At 65.2% G+C, this 16576-nt stretch carries 19 protein-coding genes and 1 tRNA gene; 11 read left to right on the forward strand and 9 right to left on the reverse strand.

The window, feature by feature from the left end; all coding sequences use genetic code 11:
• Positions 1-42: 42 nt before the first annotated feature.
• The 9 genes from AC1DR6_RS17480 (at position 43) to AC1DR6_RS17520 (ending at position 7317) form a co-directional block, all read left to right on the forward strand.
• On the forward strand, positions 43-1335 hold the full coding sequence (locus tag AC1DR6_RS17480; RefSeq protein ID WP_476830528.1) for a glycosyltransferase family protein: 1293 nt from the start codon (positions 43-45) through the stop codon (positions 1333-1335).
• A gap of 49 nt (positions 1336-1384) precedes the next feature.
• Positions 1385-1576, forward strand: coding sequence for a twin transmembrane helix small protein (locus AC1DR6_RS17485; RefSeq protein WP_076438475.1), 192 nt, complete (start codon positions 1385-1387; stop codon positions 1574-1576).
• Positions 1577-1722: 146 nt separating this feature from the next.
• A complete protein-coding gene (locus AC1DR6_RS17490; RefSeq protein WP_476830529.1) occupies positions 1723-2322 on the forward strand; it encodes an acyloxyacyl hydrolase in 600 nt (199 codons plus the stop codon).
• A 58-nt stretch (positions 2323-2380) separates the two neighbouring features.
• Positions 2381-2962 (forward strand): cob(I)yrinic acid a,c-diamide adenosyltransferase, encoded by a 582-nt coding sequence (locus tag AC1DR6_RS17495; RefSeq protein ID WP_476830530.1) that lies wholly within the window; start codon positions 2381-2383, stop codon positions 2960-2962.
• Between the two features lie 25 nt (positions 2963-2987).
• Entirely contained in the window at positions 2988-3686 is a 699-nt protein-coding gene (locus tag AC1DR6_RS17500; RefSeq protein ID WP_476830531.1) for a rhomboid family intramembrane serine protease, read from the forward strand.
• A 162-nt stretch (positions 3687-3848) separates the two neighbouring features.
• Positions 3849-4595: an electron transfer flavoprotein subunit beta/FixA family protein gene (locus AC1DR6_RS17505; RefSeq protein ID WP_476830532.1), complete on the forward strand. Its 747-nt coding sequence runs from the start codon at positions 3849-3851 to the stop codon at positions 4593-4595.
• A 1-nt stretch (position 4596) separates the two neighbouring features.
• The gene (locus AC1DR6_RS17510; protein ID WP_476830533.1) at positions 4597-5541 is read left to right on the forward strand and encodes an electron transfer flavoprotein subunit alpha/FixB family protein; all 945 of its coding nucleotides are present in this window, start codon (positions 4597-4599) and stop codon (positions 5539-5541) included.
• 71 nt (positions 5542-5612) lie between these two features.
• Positions 5613-6497 (forward strand): 3-hydroxybutyryl-CoA dehydrogenase, encoded by an 885-nt coding sequence (locus AC1DR6_RS17515; RefSeq protein WP_476830534.1) that lies wholly within the window; start codon positions 5613-5615, stop codon positions 6495-6497.
• 262 nt (positions 6498-6759) lie between these two features.
• Positions 6760-7317, forward strand: a complete 558-nt coding sequence (locus AC1DR6_RS17520; RefSeq protein ID WP_476830535.1) for an HNH endonuclease — start codon at positions 6760-6762, stop codon at positions 7315-7317.
• A 4-nt stretch (positions 7318-7321) separates the two neighbouring features.
• On the opposite strand, the gene AC1DR6_RS17525 is transcribed toward AC1DR6_RS17520, so the two are convergent.
• A complete protein-coding gene (locus AC1DR6_RS17525; protein ID WP_476830536.1) occupies positions 7322-7843 on the reverse strand; it encodes a disulfide bond formation protein B in 522 nt (173 codons plus the stop codon).
• 6 nt (positions 7844-7849) lie between these two features.
• Entirely contained in the window at positions 7850-8461 is a 612-nt protein-coding gene (locus tag AC1DR6_RS17530) for a YqaA family protein (RefSeq protein ID WP_476830537.1), read from the reverse strand.
• 218 nt (positions 8462-8679) lie between these two features.
• Between AC1DR6_RS17530 and AC1DR6_RS17535 the strand changes: the two genes are divergently transcribed.
• Positions 8680-8764: transfer RNA gene (locus AC1DR6_RS17535), tRNA-Leu, on the forward strand.
• 83 nt (positions 8765-8847) lie between these two features.
• On the opposite strand, the gene AC1DR6_RS17540 is transcribed toward AC1DR6_RS17535, so the two are convergent.
• The 7 genes from AC1DR6_RS17540 to AC1DR6_RS17570 all read right to left on the reverse strand — a co-directional run bounded on the left by AC1DR6_RS17540 (position 8848) and on the right by AC1DR6_RS17570 (position 15411).
• A complete protein-coding gene (locus AC1DR6_RS17540; RefSeq protein ID WP_476830538.1) occupies positions 8848-9051 on the reverse strand; it encodes a hypothetical protein in 204 nt (67 codons plus the stop codon).
• A gap of 45 nt (positions 9052-9096) precedes the next feature.
• Positions 9097-9705 (reverse strand): peptidase S14, encoded by a 609-nt coding sequence (locus AC1DR6_RS17545; RefSeq protein ID WP_476830539.1) that lies wholly within the window; start codon positions 9703-9705, stop codon positions 9097-9099.
• A gap of 175 nt (positions 9706-9880) precedes the next feature.
• On the reverse strand, positions 9881-10774 hold the full coding sequence (locus AC1DR6_RS17550; RefSeq protein ID WP_476830638.1) for a cation diffusion facilitator family transporter: 894 nt from the start codon (positions 10772-10774) through the stop codon (positions 9881-9883).
• 243 nt (positions 10775-11017) lie between these two features.
• Positions 11018-12565: a malonate--CoA ligase gene (locus AC1DR6_RS17555; RefSeq protein WP_476830540.1), complete on the reverse strand. Its 1548-nt coding sequence runs from the start codon at positions 12563-12565 to the stop codon at positions 11018-11020.
• Between the two features lie 28 nt (positions 12566-12593).
• Complete coding sequence (locus tag AC1DR6_RS17560; protein ID WP_476830541.1) at positions 12594-13985, reverse strand: malonyl-CoA decarboxylase; 1392 nt, start codon at positions 13983-13985, stop codon at positions 12594-12596.
• Between the two features lie 96 nt (positions 13986-14081).
• Positions 14082-14393, reverse strand: coding sequence for a hypothetical protein (locus AC1DR6_RS17565; RefSeq protein WP_476830542.1), 312 nt, complete (start codon positions 14391-14393; stop codon positions 14082-14084).
• A gap of 109 nt (positions 14394-14502) precedes the next feature.
• Positions 14503-15411 carry an NAD(P)-dependent oxidoreductase gene (locus AC1DR6_RS17570; protein WP_476830543.1) on the reverse strand — a complete coding sequence of 303 codons (909 nt, stop codon included), beginning with the start codon at positions 15409-15411 and terminating at the stop codon, positions 14503-14505.
• A 92-nt stretch (positions 15412-15503) separates the two neighbouring features.
• Between AC1DR6_RS17570 and AC1DR6_RS17575 the strand changes: the two genes are divergently transcribed.
• A complete protein-coding gene (locus AC1DR6_RS17575) occupies positions 15504-16571 on the forward strand; it encodes a LacI family DNA-binding transcriptional regulator (RefSeq protein WP_476830544.1) in 1068 nt (355 codons plus the stop codon).
• The last annotated feature ends 5 nt before the right edge of the window (positions 16572-16576 follow it).

Raw genomic sequence — 16576 nt, forward strand, 5'->3', positions numbered from 1 at the left:
CCTCGGGAGGTCGTTGTGCCTTTCCCGGAGGACCGGCGTACCGTGTATTCCAACGTCGTCGACCTGCCTGGCGCCGATCGGGCGCAGCGTAGCCCCCATGCGCCGCGCGTCCTGATCTACAGCCACGACACCTTCGGTCTCGGCCATATCCGCCGCTGCCGGGCGATCGCCAACGCGCTGATCGCGAGCTACCCGCATATCTCGGTGATCATCGTCTCCGGCTCCTCGGTGATCTCCAGCTTCCAGTTCGGTGACGGCGTCGATTACGTTCGCATTCCCGGCATCGAGAAGCTCAGCGATGGCAGCTACCAGCCTCATCACCTCAATCTCGACCTCGACGACACCATCCGGCTGCGCACCGAGCTGATCAAGCAGACCGTGCTGACCTTCGACCCCGATGTCGTGATTGTCGACAAGGAGCCTGTCGGCTTGCGCGGCGAGATGAAGCCGGCGCTCGACATCCTGCGCCGCCGGGGCGCGCGAATCGTCCTGGGCGTGCGCGATGTGCTCGACGAGCCTGCCGCCGTGCTGGAGGAGTGGAGCGCGAGCGGCGCGCTCGAAGCCCTGGACACCCTGTACGACGACATTTTCGTCTATGGTCTCGAAAGCGTCTACGAACCGCTGGCCGGGCTGCCCAACCCCGAACGCTTCGCCAAGAAGATCCGCTATCTCGGTTATCTCAAGCGCGCGGTGCCGAGCCCGATGCCGCCCAGCCGCCATCCGCGCATCACCAAGCAGCCTTTCATCCTCGTCACGCCGGGCGGTGGCGGCGACGGCGCCGGCGTGATCGACTGGGTGATCTCCGCCTACGAGACCGACCCGACGATCGAGCTGCCGGCGCTGATCGTCTTCGGTCCGTTCATGTCGCGTGAGAACCGCAAGGAATTCGCCGAGCGGATCGCCGGCAATCCGAAACTGGAAGGCCTCGGCTTCGAGCCGCGCCTCGAACTCCTGATGAACCGGGCCCACTGCGTCGTGGCCATGGGCGGTTACAACACCTTTTGCGAGGTGCTCTCCTTCGACAAGCCGGCCCTGATCGTGCCGCGCACGCGCCCGCGGCTCGAACAGGCGATCCGCGCCATGCGCGCCGACGAGCTGAAACTAATCGACGTCCTGATGGACCCGACACAAACCGGCGACGGCGAACGCGATCCCGCCATCATGGCGGCGGCGCTGCATGCCCTGCCGAAGCGGTTGCCTCCTTCGCAGGCTTTCGTCCCGAACCTGCTCGACGGTCTGCCGGCTCTGTCGCGGGCCCTGGCCGCGGATCTTGCCGCCCCGGTGCGGGGCCGGGCGCGGGCGCAGGCCGAGCGGCCCTCCGACATTACGGGATAACCCGCGAATCGCGCTGGCAAAGCCTCCTCCGGCGCATTAAATCGTACGCATGACGCTCTCGAATACGCTCGTTCCCGTCGCGATCGGCGCGGTTGCCGTCGTGCTCCTGCTCGGGCTCATCAACATGATGCGCGGCGGCAGCGCCAACACCTCCCAGAGGCTGATGCAACTGCGCGTGCAGCTGCAGTTTCTCGCCATTCTGATCATCGTCTTCGTGCTCTGGTGGCGCAGCGGCGGCTGATATCGCATTCGCGGAAGCCCCTGCGAAGGCTCGGCTTTTCCCGCTTGTTTTATCGGAAAGGCAGCCCAAGCCCGGCAGGCCTCCGCCACATTCCCGACACGAGCATGTGTGCTTCATTAACGCCTGCTCACAACCTCTCGGTATCCATGGTTCGCGTCGCGTTGCTGTCTCTGGCCGGTTGTTTGGCTGCTCTGCCCTGCCTCGCACAGTCGCAGCCTCTGCCGTCCGGTGTCTCCAGCTACGCGCCGGCCGCCACCCCCGCCGCTCCCTCCTGGGAAACCCGAATCGGCGGCGGTTTCGCCTCGGTCGGCGGGCGTGAGAACGGACTTTTCAACCTCGGTGCCGAGGTGCTTTCGCCCCGCATCATTCCGCTTCAGGATCGCATCGCGTCGACCTTCATCCCGCGCTTCAATCTCGGCTCGAGCGTCAACCTCAACGGCACCCGCTACGCATATGCGGGAGCGACCTGGACCTTCGACGTCAGCCGCGACGTTTTCGTCGAGGCGAGCCTCGCCGCAGCCCTCAACGACGGCAAGACCGGAGCCATCGTTCCCGAAAATCGCCTGAGCGTCGGCTGCAATACCGGTACGCGCGAGGCCGCCGCTCTCGGCTTCCGCCTCTCCCGGAGCTGGAGCCTCGTGACGACGCTCGAGCATTTCAGCACCGCCGGCTGCTCGGGCCAACCCGGAACCGCCTCCCCGCGCGGCCCAGCCAATATCGGCGCCAAGCTCGGCTACACCTTCTGACACCCTCGGCGAGACGAAGCGCCCTTCCGCCCGGCGCGCCCCGCGCTATAAGCGGAGCATGGTCAAGCTCAACCGCATCTACACCCGCACTGGCGACGATGGCACCACAGGCCTGACGAGCGGCCCAAGGCGACCGAAATACGATCTGCGCGTCGAAGCCTACGGCACGATCGACGAGACCAATGCCTGCATCGGCCTGGCGCGCCTCCATGCTGCCATCGAAGATGCCGAGGTCGACGCCATGCTCGGCCGCATCAGCAACGACCTTTTCGATCTCGGTGCCGATCTTTCGACGCCCGCCTCCGACCAGCCGCTTGCGTTCGAGCCCCTGCGCATCATCGAGGCCCAGGTCGAGCGGCTTGAAGGCGAGATCGACCGGCTGAACGAGACGCTCTCGCCCCTGCGCTCCTTCGTGCTGCCAGGCGGCACGCCTGCGGCCGTCAATCTGCACCTCGCGCGCACCGTGTCCCGGCGGGCGGAGCGTCTGATGACGGAACTCGCAGCCACGGCAGGCGAAGCCGTGGGCGCGCCCGCCCTGAAATACGTCAACCGGCTCTCGGATTTCCTCTTCGTCGCCTCGCGCTACCTCAACGCCAAGGCCGGCGGGGATGTGCTCTGGGTGCCGGGCCAGAACCGCTGACATCGACAAGGCACGGCTGAAGCTGATGTTCGTTCCGCTCTATGACGGCGTGCCGCTGCGCTTCACACGCTCCGCCTTCGTCACCCATGCGCTGATCGGCATCTGCGCCGTGCTTCAGATCGCGCTCTGGCGCTGGCCGGGCGCGCAAGGCGAGATCGCGGTTCTGGCGGGTTTCGGGCTGATCCCCTCGGTGCTGTTCGGCGCGGCGCAACTGCCGGAGGGTCTGGTCCATGCGCCGGCCTGGCTCACGCTCTTCAGCAACATCCTGCTGCATGCCAGCTTCGCGCATCTGGCCGGCAACATGCTGTTCCTCTGGGTCTTCGGCGATAATGTCGAGGACGCGATGGGTCATGCCCGCTTCCTCGCCTTCTTCTTTCTCTGCGGGCTTGGCGGGTCGCTCGCCCATGCCGCGATGTATCCGCAATCCGATCAGCCGCTGATTGGCGCCTCCGGCGCGATATCCGGCGTCATCGTCGCCTATCTGATGATCTATCCGCGCGTCCGGGTCTGGGGCCTAGCGTTCAAATGGATCCCGATCCATATCCCGGCCGTCTACACGCTCGGTGGCTGGATCGTTTTCCAGGCCGCCTCCGCCTGGTTCGATCCGCAGGGCAATGTCGGCTGGTGGGCGCATCTCGGCGGGCTGGCTACGGGCGCGGCGCTGACGCCCCTCCTGATCCGCCGCGAACTGCGCCTGTTTGGACGCGCGGTCACCCCAAGCTGAGCCGGCTGCGCGCAGCGGTCGCATGTCCTCCGATGGCGTTGACAAGCGCAAAGGCCCATCGCTACGGTCCGACCGCATTCCAGCCGAGGGCCGCGTTGCCGCCATTTCGCCATCCAAGGCGGCGCGGCGCGCGGCGAATCTCTTCTGAACGGTGATCTGACGATGAAGATCCTGGTGCCCGTAAAGCGGGTGGTCGACTACAATGTGAAGATCCGCGTGAAGGCGGACGGCTCCGGCGTGGAGCTCGGCAACGTCAAGATGTCGATGAACCCCTTCGACGAGATCGCGGTCGAAGAGGCGCTGCGTCTCAGGGAAGCCGGCAAGGCGACCGAAGTGATCGTGGTGTCCATCGGTCCGCAGCAGGCTGCCGAGACGATCCGCACCGGTCTGGCGATGGGCGCCGATCGTGGCATCCTGGTGAAGGTCGACGGCACGGTCGAGCCGCTGGCCGTCGCCAAGCTCCTGAAGAAAATCGTCGAGCAGGAAAGCCCGGGGCTCGTCATTCTCGGCAAGCAGGCGATCGACGACGACTGCAACCAGACCGGCCAGATGCTCGCCGCCTTGCTGGGCTGGCCTCAGGGCACATTCGCCTCCAAGGTCGAACTCTCTGCCGAGGGCGTCGACGTCACCCGCGAGGTCGATGGCGGCCTGCAAACCGTCTCGCTCAAGCTGCCGGCGATCGTCACCACCGATCTGCGCCTGAACGAACCGCGCTACGCCTCCCTGCCCAATATCATGAAGGCGAAGAAGAAGCCGCTCGACGAGACGAGCGCCGAGACGCTGGGCGTCGATATCGCGCCGCGTCTCAAGGTGCTGAAGACGACCGAGCCCGCCGGCCGCTCTGCCGGCGTCAAGGTCGCCAGCGCCGCCGAACTCGTCTCCAAGCTCAAGACCGCCGGGGTGATCTGACATGGCCACGCTGCTGCTCGCCGATCACGACAACGCGACGGTCAAGGACGCGACCGCCAAGGCCCTGACCGCCGCGAAGGAACTCGGCGCACCCGTCCACATCCTCGTCGCCGGTGAAGGCGCCAAGGCCGCCGCCGATGCCGCTGCCAAGCTCGACGGCGTGGAAAAGGTGCTGCTGGTGGAAGGCGCGGCCTATGCGCACCAGCTGGCTGAGCCCCTCGCCGCGCTCGTCGCCAAGCTTGCCGAGGGCTACGACGCCATCGTCGCCTCCTCGACCACGACGGGCAAGAACGTGCTGCCGCGCGTTGCTGCTCTGCTCGACGTGATGCAGGTGTCGGACGTGATGAAGATCATTTCGCCCGACACCTTTGAGCGCCCGGTCTATGCCGGCAACGCCATCCAGACTGTGCAATCGGCCGACGCCAAGAAGGTCCTGACGATCCGCACCGCCTCGTTCCAGTCGGTGGGGGAAGGAGGCTCGGCGCCCGTTGAGACGGTTTCCGCCGGCGAAGACCCCGCTTTGTCCTCCTTCAAGGGCGAGGAGGTCGCCAAATCCGACCGTCCGGAGCTGGCCTCGGCCAAGATCATCGTGTCCGGCGGGCGCGCGCTCGGCTCCACCGAGAACTTCACCAAGGTGATCGAGCCCGTCGCCGACAGGCTCGGCGCGGCGATGGGCGCATCGCGCGCCGCTGTCGATGCAGGCTACGCCCCCAATGACTGGCAGGTCGGCCAGACCGGCAAGGTCGTGGCGCCTGATCTCTACGTCGCGGTCGGCATCTCCGGCGCAATCCAGCACCTCGCCGGCATGAAGGATTCGAAGGTCATCGTCGCGATCAACAAGGACGAGGAAGCACCGATCTTCCAGATCGCCGATTACGGCCTCGTCGGCGACCTCTTTACCCTCCTGCCGGAGCTCGACGCCGAGCTCGCGAAAATCGGCAAGTAACCGCTGAACGGGCCGCCCATCGGCGGCCCGCCTCGCTCCTGCGGGAGCATGACGGATATCGGGAACGGATCATGTCGGACAAGGCGATCAAGAAGATCGGCATCATCGGCGCGGGCCAGATGGGCAACGGTATCGCCCATGTCGCAGCCGTAGCCGGCTTCGGCGTGAAGCTGCACGATGTCGTCGAAGAGCGGATCAACGCGGCGCTGGCCACCATCGACGGCAACATGGCCCGTCAGGTCGCCAAGGGCGGCTTGCCTGACGAGGAACGCCGCGTCGCCATGGCTCGCATCGAGGCGGCGCCCGGGCTGGCGAATCTCGGCGACTGCGATCTGGTGATCGAGGCCGCTACCGAGAACGAGGAGGTGAAGCGCAAGATCTTCACCGCCGTTTGCCCGCATCTTCGCGCCGACGCGATCCTGGCCTCCAACACCTCCTCGATCTCGATCACGCGGCTGGCCGCCGCGACCGACCGGCCCGAGCACTTCATCGGCATCCATTTCATGAACCCCGTGCCGCTGATGCAGCTCGTCGAGCTGATCCGTGGCATCGCCACCGATGATGGCACCTTCGAGATCGCCAAGGAATTCGTCTCGAAGCTGCACAAGACCATATCGGTCTCGGAGGATTTCCCGGCCTTCATCGTCAACCGCATTCTGCTGCCGATGATCAACGAAGCCGTCTATACGCTCTATGAGGGCGTCGGCTCGGTCGATGCGATCGATACCGCGATGCGGCTCGGCGCCAACCACCCGATGGGGCCGCTCCAGCTTGCCGACTTCATCGGTCTCGATACCTGCCTCTCGGTGATGCAGGTGCTCTATGACGGGCTGGCCGATTCGAAATACCGCCCCTGCCCGCTTCTGGTGAAATATGTCGAGGCCGGCTGGCTCGGCCGCAAGACCAAGCGCGGTTTCTACGATTATCGGGGTGAGAAGCCGGTTCCGACACGCTGACGCCAGAGCGTCCGTTCCGGTCTGCGCCTGACTGTTGCCAGCGCCTTCTCGCAGCATCCCCTTCACATTCCTGTCGTCTCGCGCTTACATTGATCGCGGGGCGGGATTCGTCCCGCTGGAGCCTGGTCATCAGGTTAAAGCGACCTGGTGAGTGAGCCAGTCTCCGACGTAAAGTTGGTGCAACGTTTGGTCTGTTTGCTTCGCAGCCAGATCGAACTGTGCCCCGCGAAGCGGAGGTGCGACGGGTTTGACGGCGCATGTGATGCATCAGACGGCGTCGCCGGAGGGCTGCCCGGCGCTCGTCCTCAACGCCGATTTTCGGCCGTTGAGCTATTATCCGCTGTCTCTGTGGAGCTGGCAGGACACGATCAAGGCGGTCTTCATGGACCGAGTGAACATCGTCTCCGAATACGACACCGTCGTCCGCAGCCCCTCCTTCGACATGCGGCTGCCCTCGGTCGTCTCGCTGAAGAGCTACATCAAGCCCTCGCGGACACCGGCCTTCACCCGGTTCAACGTCTTCCTGCGTGACCGTTTCGCGTGCCAGTACTGCCATGCGCGCGACGAGCTGACCTTCGACCATGTCATCCCGCGCTCGAAGGGCGGACTGACGACCTGGGAGAACGTGGTCGCAGCGTGCTCCCCCTGCAATCTCCGTAAGGGCGACAAGATGCCGGCGGCAGCCGAGATGATCCCCGCGCAGAAACCCTTCGCGCCGACGATCAACGACCTGCACCGCAACGGCAAGCTGTTCCCGCCGAACTATCTGCACGAGAGCTGGCTGGATTATCTCTACTGGGATTCCGAACTGGAGCCGTGAGCCCTCAGTCCCGCCGCTGCAGCAGCCCTGCAGCGGCCAGCCCGAACAGCGCGGCGGAAACGATCGCGTTCCACCCCGCCAACGACAGCCCGAGGAATCGCCAGGCCGCCTCGGCGCAGGAGACGATTTTCACGCTCTGCAGCTGTCTCATGAGGTCCTGCACACCGGCTGTCGCGATACCGCCGCCGCAATCGCTCGGCCCCACAAACCAGCCCCATTCGACCCCGGCATGATAGAGGCCCAGGCCTGCGCTCAAGGCCATCAGCCCTGCCAGTGCCAGCAGCACGAACCATTGCAGCCTGGCCGAGCGAGCGACCACCGCTCCCACGACCGCCAGCGCTATCGCGGCGTAATGCGGCAGGCGCTGCTCGAGGCAAAGCTTGCAGGGCACCAAGCCGACGACGAGCTGGAAATACCAGGCGCCTGAGATCAGCGCCAGGCTGACGATCCCGATCAAACCGATCAACCGCAAGGGCGTCAGCAGCCGCGCCTCATTGGGCGATGATGTCAGAATGGTCGTCGTCATGGCGTCTCAGCAGGACAGGAGCTGGCCAGACCCTGCGACCAGCTTGAGGCCAAAATAAAGCAGGATCAGCAGGCCGGCCGCGACCACCGCGATCACTTTCAGGCGACGCTCGATGAAATGGCGGATGGAGTCGCCATAGCGCCGCAGCAGAAAGGCCAGCGCAAAGAACCGCGCTCCGCGCGCCACCACACAGGAGACGATGAAGAAGGTGAGCCCGATATGCACCGCGCCGGCCAGGATGGTCACAACCTTGATCGGCGGCAGATGGGCCAGCCCCGAGGTCGTCAGCAGGATCAGCGTCGTGTCTGGACCGGCGCAGGCGCGCAAGCTGTCGAAGGCATCGAGCTTGCCATAGAAGGCCAGCACCGGCCTCGCCAGGGTTTCGAACGCGTAATAACCGATGGCATAGCCCATGATGCCGCCGAGAACCGAGAACACCGTCGCGATCAGCGCCAGCCGATAGGCGCGAGCCGGCCGCGCAAGCGCCATCGGCACGAACAGCACATCGGCGGGAATCAGAAAGAACGAGCTTTCGACGAAAGCCACGGCACCGAGCCACAGCTCCGCCCGCGGCCGGGCCGCCAGCGACATCGTCCACTCGTAAAGGCGCCGGATCATCGCAAGCTCGACTGTGACGGGAGGTGGTGGGCGGGCACGGATGCGGAGGCTCTAGAGCATCACGCGGCAAAGGGGAAACACCACAGCCGCGAAAGATCGGCAGGACGTTCGGCGAAGCGCCCGCACGGCGATGGAGCCGTCCGCGACCGCGTTGTTTTCCAGCCGCAAGCCGATTGACCGGGACCGGCTCATCGCTATAGTCCGCCCGCCTGCAAGGGGCCCCTGTGGCGGAATTGGTAGACGCGCTCGACTCAAAATCGAGTTCCGCAAGGAGTGCTGGTTCGATTCCGGCCAGGGGCACCACCGCTTCGTTCCGAAGCCTCATCGGCTTTCGCCGAGCGCCGGGAGCGCAACGAGATCGCCGCCCAAGCGGATGTCTACTAGCGTCAGGCCTCCGAGCGATCCGGCGCCCCGACGGTCAGCGTGAGCTCCGGGACGCCCGACAGCCGGCGTGCCTCGAAACCCATCATCGCCATGCTGAGCTGCTCGAACTCGACGTCGTCCAACGTCTCGACGCTGGCTCGGGAGAGTTCCCCAAGCCTGAGCGCAGCCGCCTCATATTGTTCGTTGGTTTCGATGGTCACGGTCATGGCTCGCCTCGTCAGATGACGTCTTCGATCAGATGAAGTCTTGGATCAGATGACGTCTTGGATCAGCCCCAGCGACTTCGCTTCCTGAGCCTCGATGTACCAATTCTCCGGCGCGCGCCGCAGCACCTCGTCCATTGTAACATTCGAGCCCCGCACCAGGTTCTCGAAGCCCTCGTTTTCGATCGCGATCGAGTGCTCGATCTCGTTGAGCTTGGCCTTGAGGCTGGCGATACAGGTCTTGAGCGGCCCGTCGAGCGTCACCTGCCCTTGCAGCTTGCGCTCGTGGATCATGAGCCGCGTTCCACGCGTCAGATAGCGGTTCTGCCGGGCAAAGAAGCTCATGAAGGTGGCGCCCGCCGAATAGACTGCCGCTTTGCCCAAAAAGACGAAACGGCGGCCGGGATCGAGGTCGCTGTGGAAGCGGATATCCTCGCCCATCATCCGGGCCACCTCGGGATCGCCACCCAGCGTGCCGAGTTCGACCACGACCAGGCCCGAGGTCGGCGCGGCCGTCAGCCCCGCCCGAAAAGTGCCGTACATCTCGTCGTCGACGGTCCCGGCAAGCAGAATGGCGGGGTTCTTGAAATCAGCCGGGACCAGTGGCCTCTGCTGTGAATTCGGTTCCTGAATTTCCATGTCCTGTGACGAATCCACGGCAGCCGTCCTCGATCGATGCGCCCTACATGCGTCCCCTCAACGCAAGCGATCATGGCGCGTTCCCATCCACGGCGAATCGTCGATCCCCGACCGTGAGACTGGGCCGCCTGCCGAAATGCGCTGGCGTCTACGCAGTCAGGAGGACGGACGATCCCGAAGACGAGGTACGGTTCTACAGAACGACGATGCCCTTGTGCTTCGCCTTGCCCTCCGGCTCGACATGGATGTTGACGAAGATGCCGGGAAGGTCGGCCTTCAGCGCGTGCTCGATGCGATCGCAGATCTCATGCGCTTCGCAAACCGGCATCGAACCCGCGACGACAAGATGGAAATCGACAAAGGTCGCCTTGCCGGCAAGCCGCGTGCGCAAAGCATGAGCCTCGATCGAGCCTTCGGCATTGCGTGAAATGGTTTCCCGAATCCGCGCCAATTCGTCCGCCGGCGCGGACTCGTCCATCAGCCCGCTGACATTGTCGCGCACCACGCCCCAGCCGCTCCACAGCACGTTGAGCGAAACCAGCGCTGCCAGCGCGGCATCGAAGACCTTGATGCCGGTCACCACCACCAGCAATACGCCGACGAGGACGCCGACAGAGGTAACGACATCGGCAAACAGGTGCTTGCCGTCGGCGCTGAGCGCAGCCGAGCGATGCGCCTTGCCTTGCTTGATCAGGAACCCGCTCCAGAGCGCGTTGAGCAACGTGGCGCCGGCACTGATCATCAGGCCGAGCCAGGGCGCTTCGATCTGCCGGGGGTCGAGGAAGCCGTAATAGGCCTCCCGCAGGATCGCGAGCGCGGCGAGGATGATCATCGCGCCCACGATCGCCGCCGACATGTATTCGGCCTTGTAATGCCCGTAAGGGTGCTCCTCGTCGGGCGGGACCTCGGCGAAGCGGATGGCGACGATGGCGGCGCAGGCCGTGGCCACGTTGATGATGCTTTCCAGCGCGTCCGAATACAACGCCACGCTGCCCGTCGTCAGATAGGCGGCATATTTCACGCCGAGAACGACGATGCTGACAACGAGATTGCCCAGCGCGATCTGGTTGAGGGACAGGATCGGCATCTTCACGTCGTTCTCCGTAGCGGCAGGCCGTGCGAAGACGCTCCGATGGACCAAATACCCTCTCAAAGTCAAGAACACATAATAATGCTCTTACTAATCATTTGCATTAATAAGTATTAATCCATGCTTTACTTGCGGGCTGACGATCTATACCAATTCTACCCGATCGGAGTCCGACAGGCCGGCAAACAGCAGCGGCGCTAAAGCGCCACCGCCGAAATGACCAGGCAGGCGCGTGCGAGGTCAGGCTCTGGCGGCGCGCTTTGCCGCGTAGATGTCCCTGTACTGATCGCGCAACAGGTTCTTCTGCACCTTGCCCATGGTGTTGCGTGGCAGCTCATCGACGATGAAGACCCGCTTGGGTTGCTTGAATTTGGCCAAGCGCTCTTCCAACGCCCGCGCGATGGCCTGCGCCGAAATGGCGACGCCCGGCTTCAGCACGACAGCGGCGGTGACACCCTCGCCGAAATCCGGGTGGGACACGCCGAACACGGCGCTTTCCACCACTCCCTCCATGCCGTCGATCTCAGTCTCGACCTCTTTGGGATAGACGTTGTAGCCGCCGGTGATGATCAGGTCTTTGCCCCGGCCGAGAATGTAGACATACCCTGCGGGGTCGATCTTGCCGAGATCGCCGGTGATGAAGAACCCGTCCTCGCGAAACTCGGCCTTGGTTTTCTCGGGGTTTCGCCAATAGCCCTTGAAGACGTTCGGCCCCTTGACCTCGATCATCCCGATCTCGTCCCGGGGCAGTTCACGGCCGCTCTCCGGATCGACGACACGCGCCGAGACACCCGGCAGCGGATGGCCGACCGTGCCGGCGATCCGATCGCCGTCATAGGGATTCGAGGTGTTCATGTTGGTCTCAGTCATCCCGTAGCGCTCGAGGATGGCGTGGCCGGTCCGTTCGCTCCATTCGCGATGCGTCTCGGCTAGCAATGGCGCCGAGCCCGAGACGAACAGGCGGATATGCCGTGTCGCTTCCTTCGTCAGCCGCGCATCCTGCAGGAGCCTGACATAGAAGGTCGGAACGCCCATCATGGCGGTCGCGTCAGGAAGGTATTTGAAAACCTGGTCCGGATCGAACTTCGGCAGCAGGATCATCGAGGCGCCCGACAGCAGAACCACGTTCGTCGCAACGAAAAGCCCATGGGTGTGGAAGATCGGCAGTGCGTGCAGCAGCGTGTCGTCCTTGGTGAACCGCCAGGAATCGACCAGCGTCAGCGCGTTCGAAGACAGATTGTCGTGGCTGAGCATGGCGCCCTTCGAGCGCCCCGTCGTGCCCGACGTGTAGAGGATCGCCGCGAGGTCGTCGGGGCCGCGCACGACATCCTCGAAGCGGCCCGAGGCCGCCAGGACCTTGTCGGACAAGGTGCCGGCCGAGACGGTCGGCGACCGCCAGACGCCCAGCGTCTCCAGCCTGGCGCCGGCCTTCTCGGCAAACGGCGTCAAAGCGGCGGCCTTGGCCGGATCGCAGACAAAGACCGCCGGCTCGGCATCGCCGAGGAAGTATTCGATTTCGGCCGGCGTATAGGCGCTGTTCAGTGGCAGGAAGATGGCGCCGGCCCGCACGGTGCCGAGATAGAGCATCAAAGCCTCGATGCTTTTCTCGACCTGCACCGCGACCCGGTCGCCCGGCTTCACGCCCAGCGACACCAGCACGCTGGCGAAGCGGCCGGAGACGTCGACCATCTCGCCATAGCTGTAGCGGCGGCCGTCATCGAGCGTCGCGAAGAGCGCGTCGGGCGCCGGAATGCGCGAGCGGATCAGGTCGAAAAGGTGATTGGTCATGGTCGTCTCGTCCCCGGATTTCTTGTTGTCAGCCCTGGCTGATCCGTGCGGCAGCGGTTCCCGACGCACGCTTTTGGCGCGAACGTGCCGCCAGAGGTGCCGAGTTGAGTTTGCGCACGGCCGGCGCGGCCGCAATGGTGCCGTGCTGCGCAAAGGCCTCGTGCTGGGCTTCGATTGCGCTCAGGTCATAGAGGTAGTTCACCATCAGCCCGCCGCCTTGCTGCAACCCGTTGGCGGATGGATCGCCCTTCCAGTCGATCCGCTCGAGGCGTGCGCCATTGCCGAGATGAAACCGCGCGACCGGATCGACAGGCCGGCCGACCTCGCCCGCCTGCAGGAAATAATAAGCGGCCGCGGCCAGTTGAGCCTCGCGCAACCGGGCAGTCTCCTCCTCCGTCCGCGCCACCCAGCCGGGATCGAGCAGCGCCTCCAGTTCCGCCCAGGCGAGATCCGGACGCGCTTCGTCGTCGGTGGCCAACATGCGCTTGAGCCAGGCCATGAAGCCCGGCACCGGAGACAATGTGACGAAGCTGGTCAGCCCCGGCAGTTCGCGCTTCAACTCCTCGACCACCTGCTTGATCAGGAAATTGCCGAAGCTCACGCCCTTCAGACCCGACTGGCAGTTGGAGATGGAATAGAACACGGCGGTCGTCGCCCCGCTGGCGGGCAACGCTTCACGGCTGAGGTCGAGCAGCGGTCCTATCGCGTCCGGCATGGTCTTCGTCAGCGCCACCTCGACAAAGACCAGCGGCTCGTCGCCCATTTGCGGATGGAAAAAAGCGAAGCAGCGCCGGTCCCCCGGCGCCAGCCGGTTGCGCAGGTCGTCCCAGCTTTGAATGGTGTGCACCGCCTCATAGCGGATGATCTTTTCGAGGATATTGGCCGAGGTCGTCCAGTCGATCGCCTTCAGCACGAGAAAGCCGCGGTTGAACCAGGAGGCGAAGAGATGGACGAAATCGCGGTCGACGACGCCGAGCTCCCGGTGCTCCCGCAACGCCGTGAGCAAATCCTCGCGCATCCGGACCAGCGCTGCGGTGCCGCCCGCTGCGCGGTTCAGCCGACGCAACAGCTCTTGCCGCCGAGGCTCGGAGGCCTCGTTGAGGTTGGCCGCGTTCTCGGCGCTGGGCTCGGCGAGATAAGCCGCGACCGCAGGGTTCAGCCGCGCCGGATCCGGCCCGTAATCCGTCGCCAGCCTCCTCAGGAAGGCGAGCCGCGTCGACGCATCGGCCTTGGCATAGCCGGCCAGAAGCTCATGAGCGAGCGCGACGCCCGAAGCCTCGCCTCGCCCGCCGAGCAGATCCTGCGCCAGCAACGACAGGTCGGGCGCAAGCTGGCGGGATCCGAACCGCTCGAAGCCCACGAATTCCCGGCCGCGTGTGGTGATGCCCGCAACGAGCTCTTGAATGAAGTTGCGATTCATAGCGGGCAACGCTCCCGGTCTCCCCGTCGTCGGCGGACGATGGACGCCATCGGCCTTGCCGGCAACCCCCACCGTCGAGCCCCGATCCGTGGCCGGTCAGCCGCGCTTGTGAAAGCGCTCCCTGAGGCCAGCCCATTTCTCCGCGCTCCAGATCGTGAAACGCGCGACCGGCTTGCGCAGCACCGGAATGTCGCCGGCGAGCAGGAGCAGGCCGAGCGGCAGCATCCAGAGCCCCAGCCCGGGCAGGATCGCGAAAACGCCGCCGAGCATCAGCAGCACGCCCGCCGGCAGCCTGATCCAGCGCGACCGCGGATGACGCAGCCAGCGCAGGCCGGCGCCGAACCAGAGCGGCACCTCCTGCTCGAAGCGCCGGAACGCCTGTCTCAGTTCCTGCCGCCCGTTCGACATGCTCGCTCCCGCCCCGCCTGAACCGGACCAACGCGGTTCAGGCCCAAGCGTTCGCAGACCGATCAAAGACGTTAGCAAGCCGGTCCAAAGCGTTCGCGGCCGGCCCGCGCTATTTACCGGCCAGCGATGTCCCGTTGAGACCTGCGATCCAGTCCGAGATCATCGGCACGTAGTCCTCGCCCTTGCCGTTGGCGACTGCGGTGGCGAAGCTGTTCTTCACGGCATTGCCGACCGGATTTGCTACCCCGGCGGCATTGGCGACGCTCTCCAGATAGCGCACATCCTTCAACGCATTGGCGAGCGTGAACTTGTGCGCGTCCCGGTCGCGCTCGAGCACATACCGCATGAAGGTCTGGTAGAAGCCGCAATCCATCCGGCCGCCCCGGATCACGCTGTCGAAATTCGCTGGCGTGATGCCGATCTTCTGGCCGAGTGTCAGGGCCTCGGCATAGATCGCGGCGTAGCCCATCGACAGGAAGTTGTTGAGCAGCTTCATCTTATGCCCGTCCCCGACCGGGCCGACATGGACGATCCTTTCCGCCCAGGCCTCGCAGGCGGGCTTGATGCGCGCGAAGACCTCCGGGGCGGCCCCGATCATGGCCGAGAGCTTGCCCTCCGCCGCCTGTGCCGGTGTGCCGCCGAGCGGCGCGTCGGCGAGGTGCAGCCCAACCGCCTCCAGCTCCTGCGCCAGCCTGACCGTCACCGTCGGGTCCGAGGTCGAGCAATCCACGACCACCGTGCCGGGCGCAGCGCCGGCGATGATCCCGTCCTCGCCCCTGAGCACGCTCTCGACCTGCGCCGACCCCGTGACGCAGAGGAAAACGATGCGCGAGCGCGCCGCGAGCTCCCGCGCGGTGCCGGCCTCGACGGCGCCGGCCGCCACCAGTTCCTCGACCGGCTTGCGGTTGCGATGGCCCATCACCGTCAGGGCAAAGCCCTTTTCGAGGAGGTTGCGAGCCATCCCCGCGCCCATGAAGCCGATGCCGATGAAGCCGACCGTGTCCCGTTCCGTGCTCATTTTCAAATTCTCCCGGCTATCTGTATGAAAAAGCGAATGACAGGAGCGGCCGCAATCTTTGCAAGGCCGCCGGTTGCGATGACGGACCGCTCATGACCCAAGGCCCCACTGGGACCGGCCTCACGCAACCTCCCCAGGCAGCGACGGGGCGTGCCCGGGTCACGCTCCAGATCCTCGCGGACCGCCTCGCGGTCTCGACCGCGACGGTGTCCCTCGCACTGCGGGACTCGCCACTCGTGGCCGAGGCGACGCGCACCCGTGTTCGCGAGATCGCCCGCGCGATGGGCTACAGCTACAACCGCAGCGCCGCCGCCCTGCGGACCGACCGAACCAACATCATCGGCGTCGGCTTCCACGACATCACCAACCCCTATTTCGCCGAGCTGCTGGCCGCCATCGAGGAGACGACGACCGCGCAGGGGCGATCCGTGCTGCTGGGCACCTATGCCGAGGATCTGGAGCGTCAGCAGCGGGTCCTGAACACCTTGGCCGAATATCGTCCCGACGGCATGATCCTGTGCCCGGCCAGCGGCAGCACGGCCGAGAGCCTGCGGCCCCTCACCGATGCCGGGATACCGATCGTCCAGCTCTCGCGCGAATTGACCGGGCTCGATCTGGACTTCGTCGGCTCGGATGATCGGCACGGCACGTTCCAGGCGATGGAGCATCTGATCGGGCTCGGCCATCGCCGCATCGCCTTCATCTGCGCAAATGACGACATCTCCACCGGCCGTAATCGCTATGCGAGCTATCGCGAGATGCTGACGCGCCATCAGTTGTCGCATGATCCGGCGATCGTCTACTTCGGCATCGGGACGCGCGAGAACGGGCTCAGGGGCATCCAGCATGTCCTCGATGCGGGAGAGCCCCCTACCGCAGCCTTCTGCATGAACGACATCGCGGCTTTCGGAGCGATGCTCGGCCTGCGCCATCGCGGACGCGAGGCCGGGCGGGATTTCTCGATCGTCGGCTGCGACGACGTGAAGGAAGCCGCGCAATGGTTCCCGGCTCTGACGACGGTTCATAACTTCCAAAACGAGATGGGCGCGAAATCCGCCGCCTTCCTGCTCAACCGCATCGCCAACCCGTCGACGCCGCCACAGAGACTGACGCTGACGCCGAAGCTGATCGTCAGGGGCACGACCTGCGCGCCGCGCTGAACGCC

The sequence above is a fragment of the Allobosea sp. P5_A5 genome, assembly GCF_056400625.1.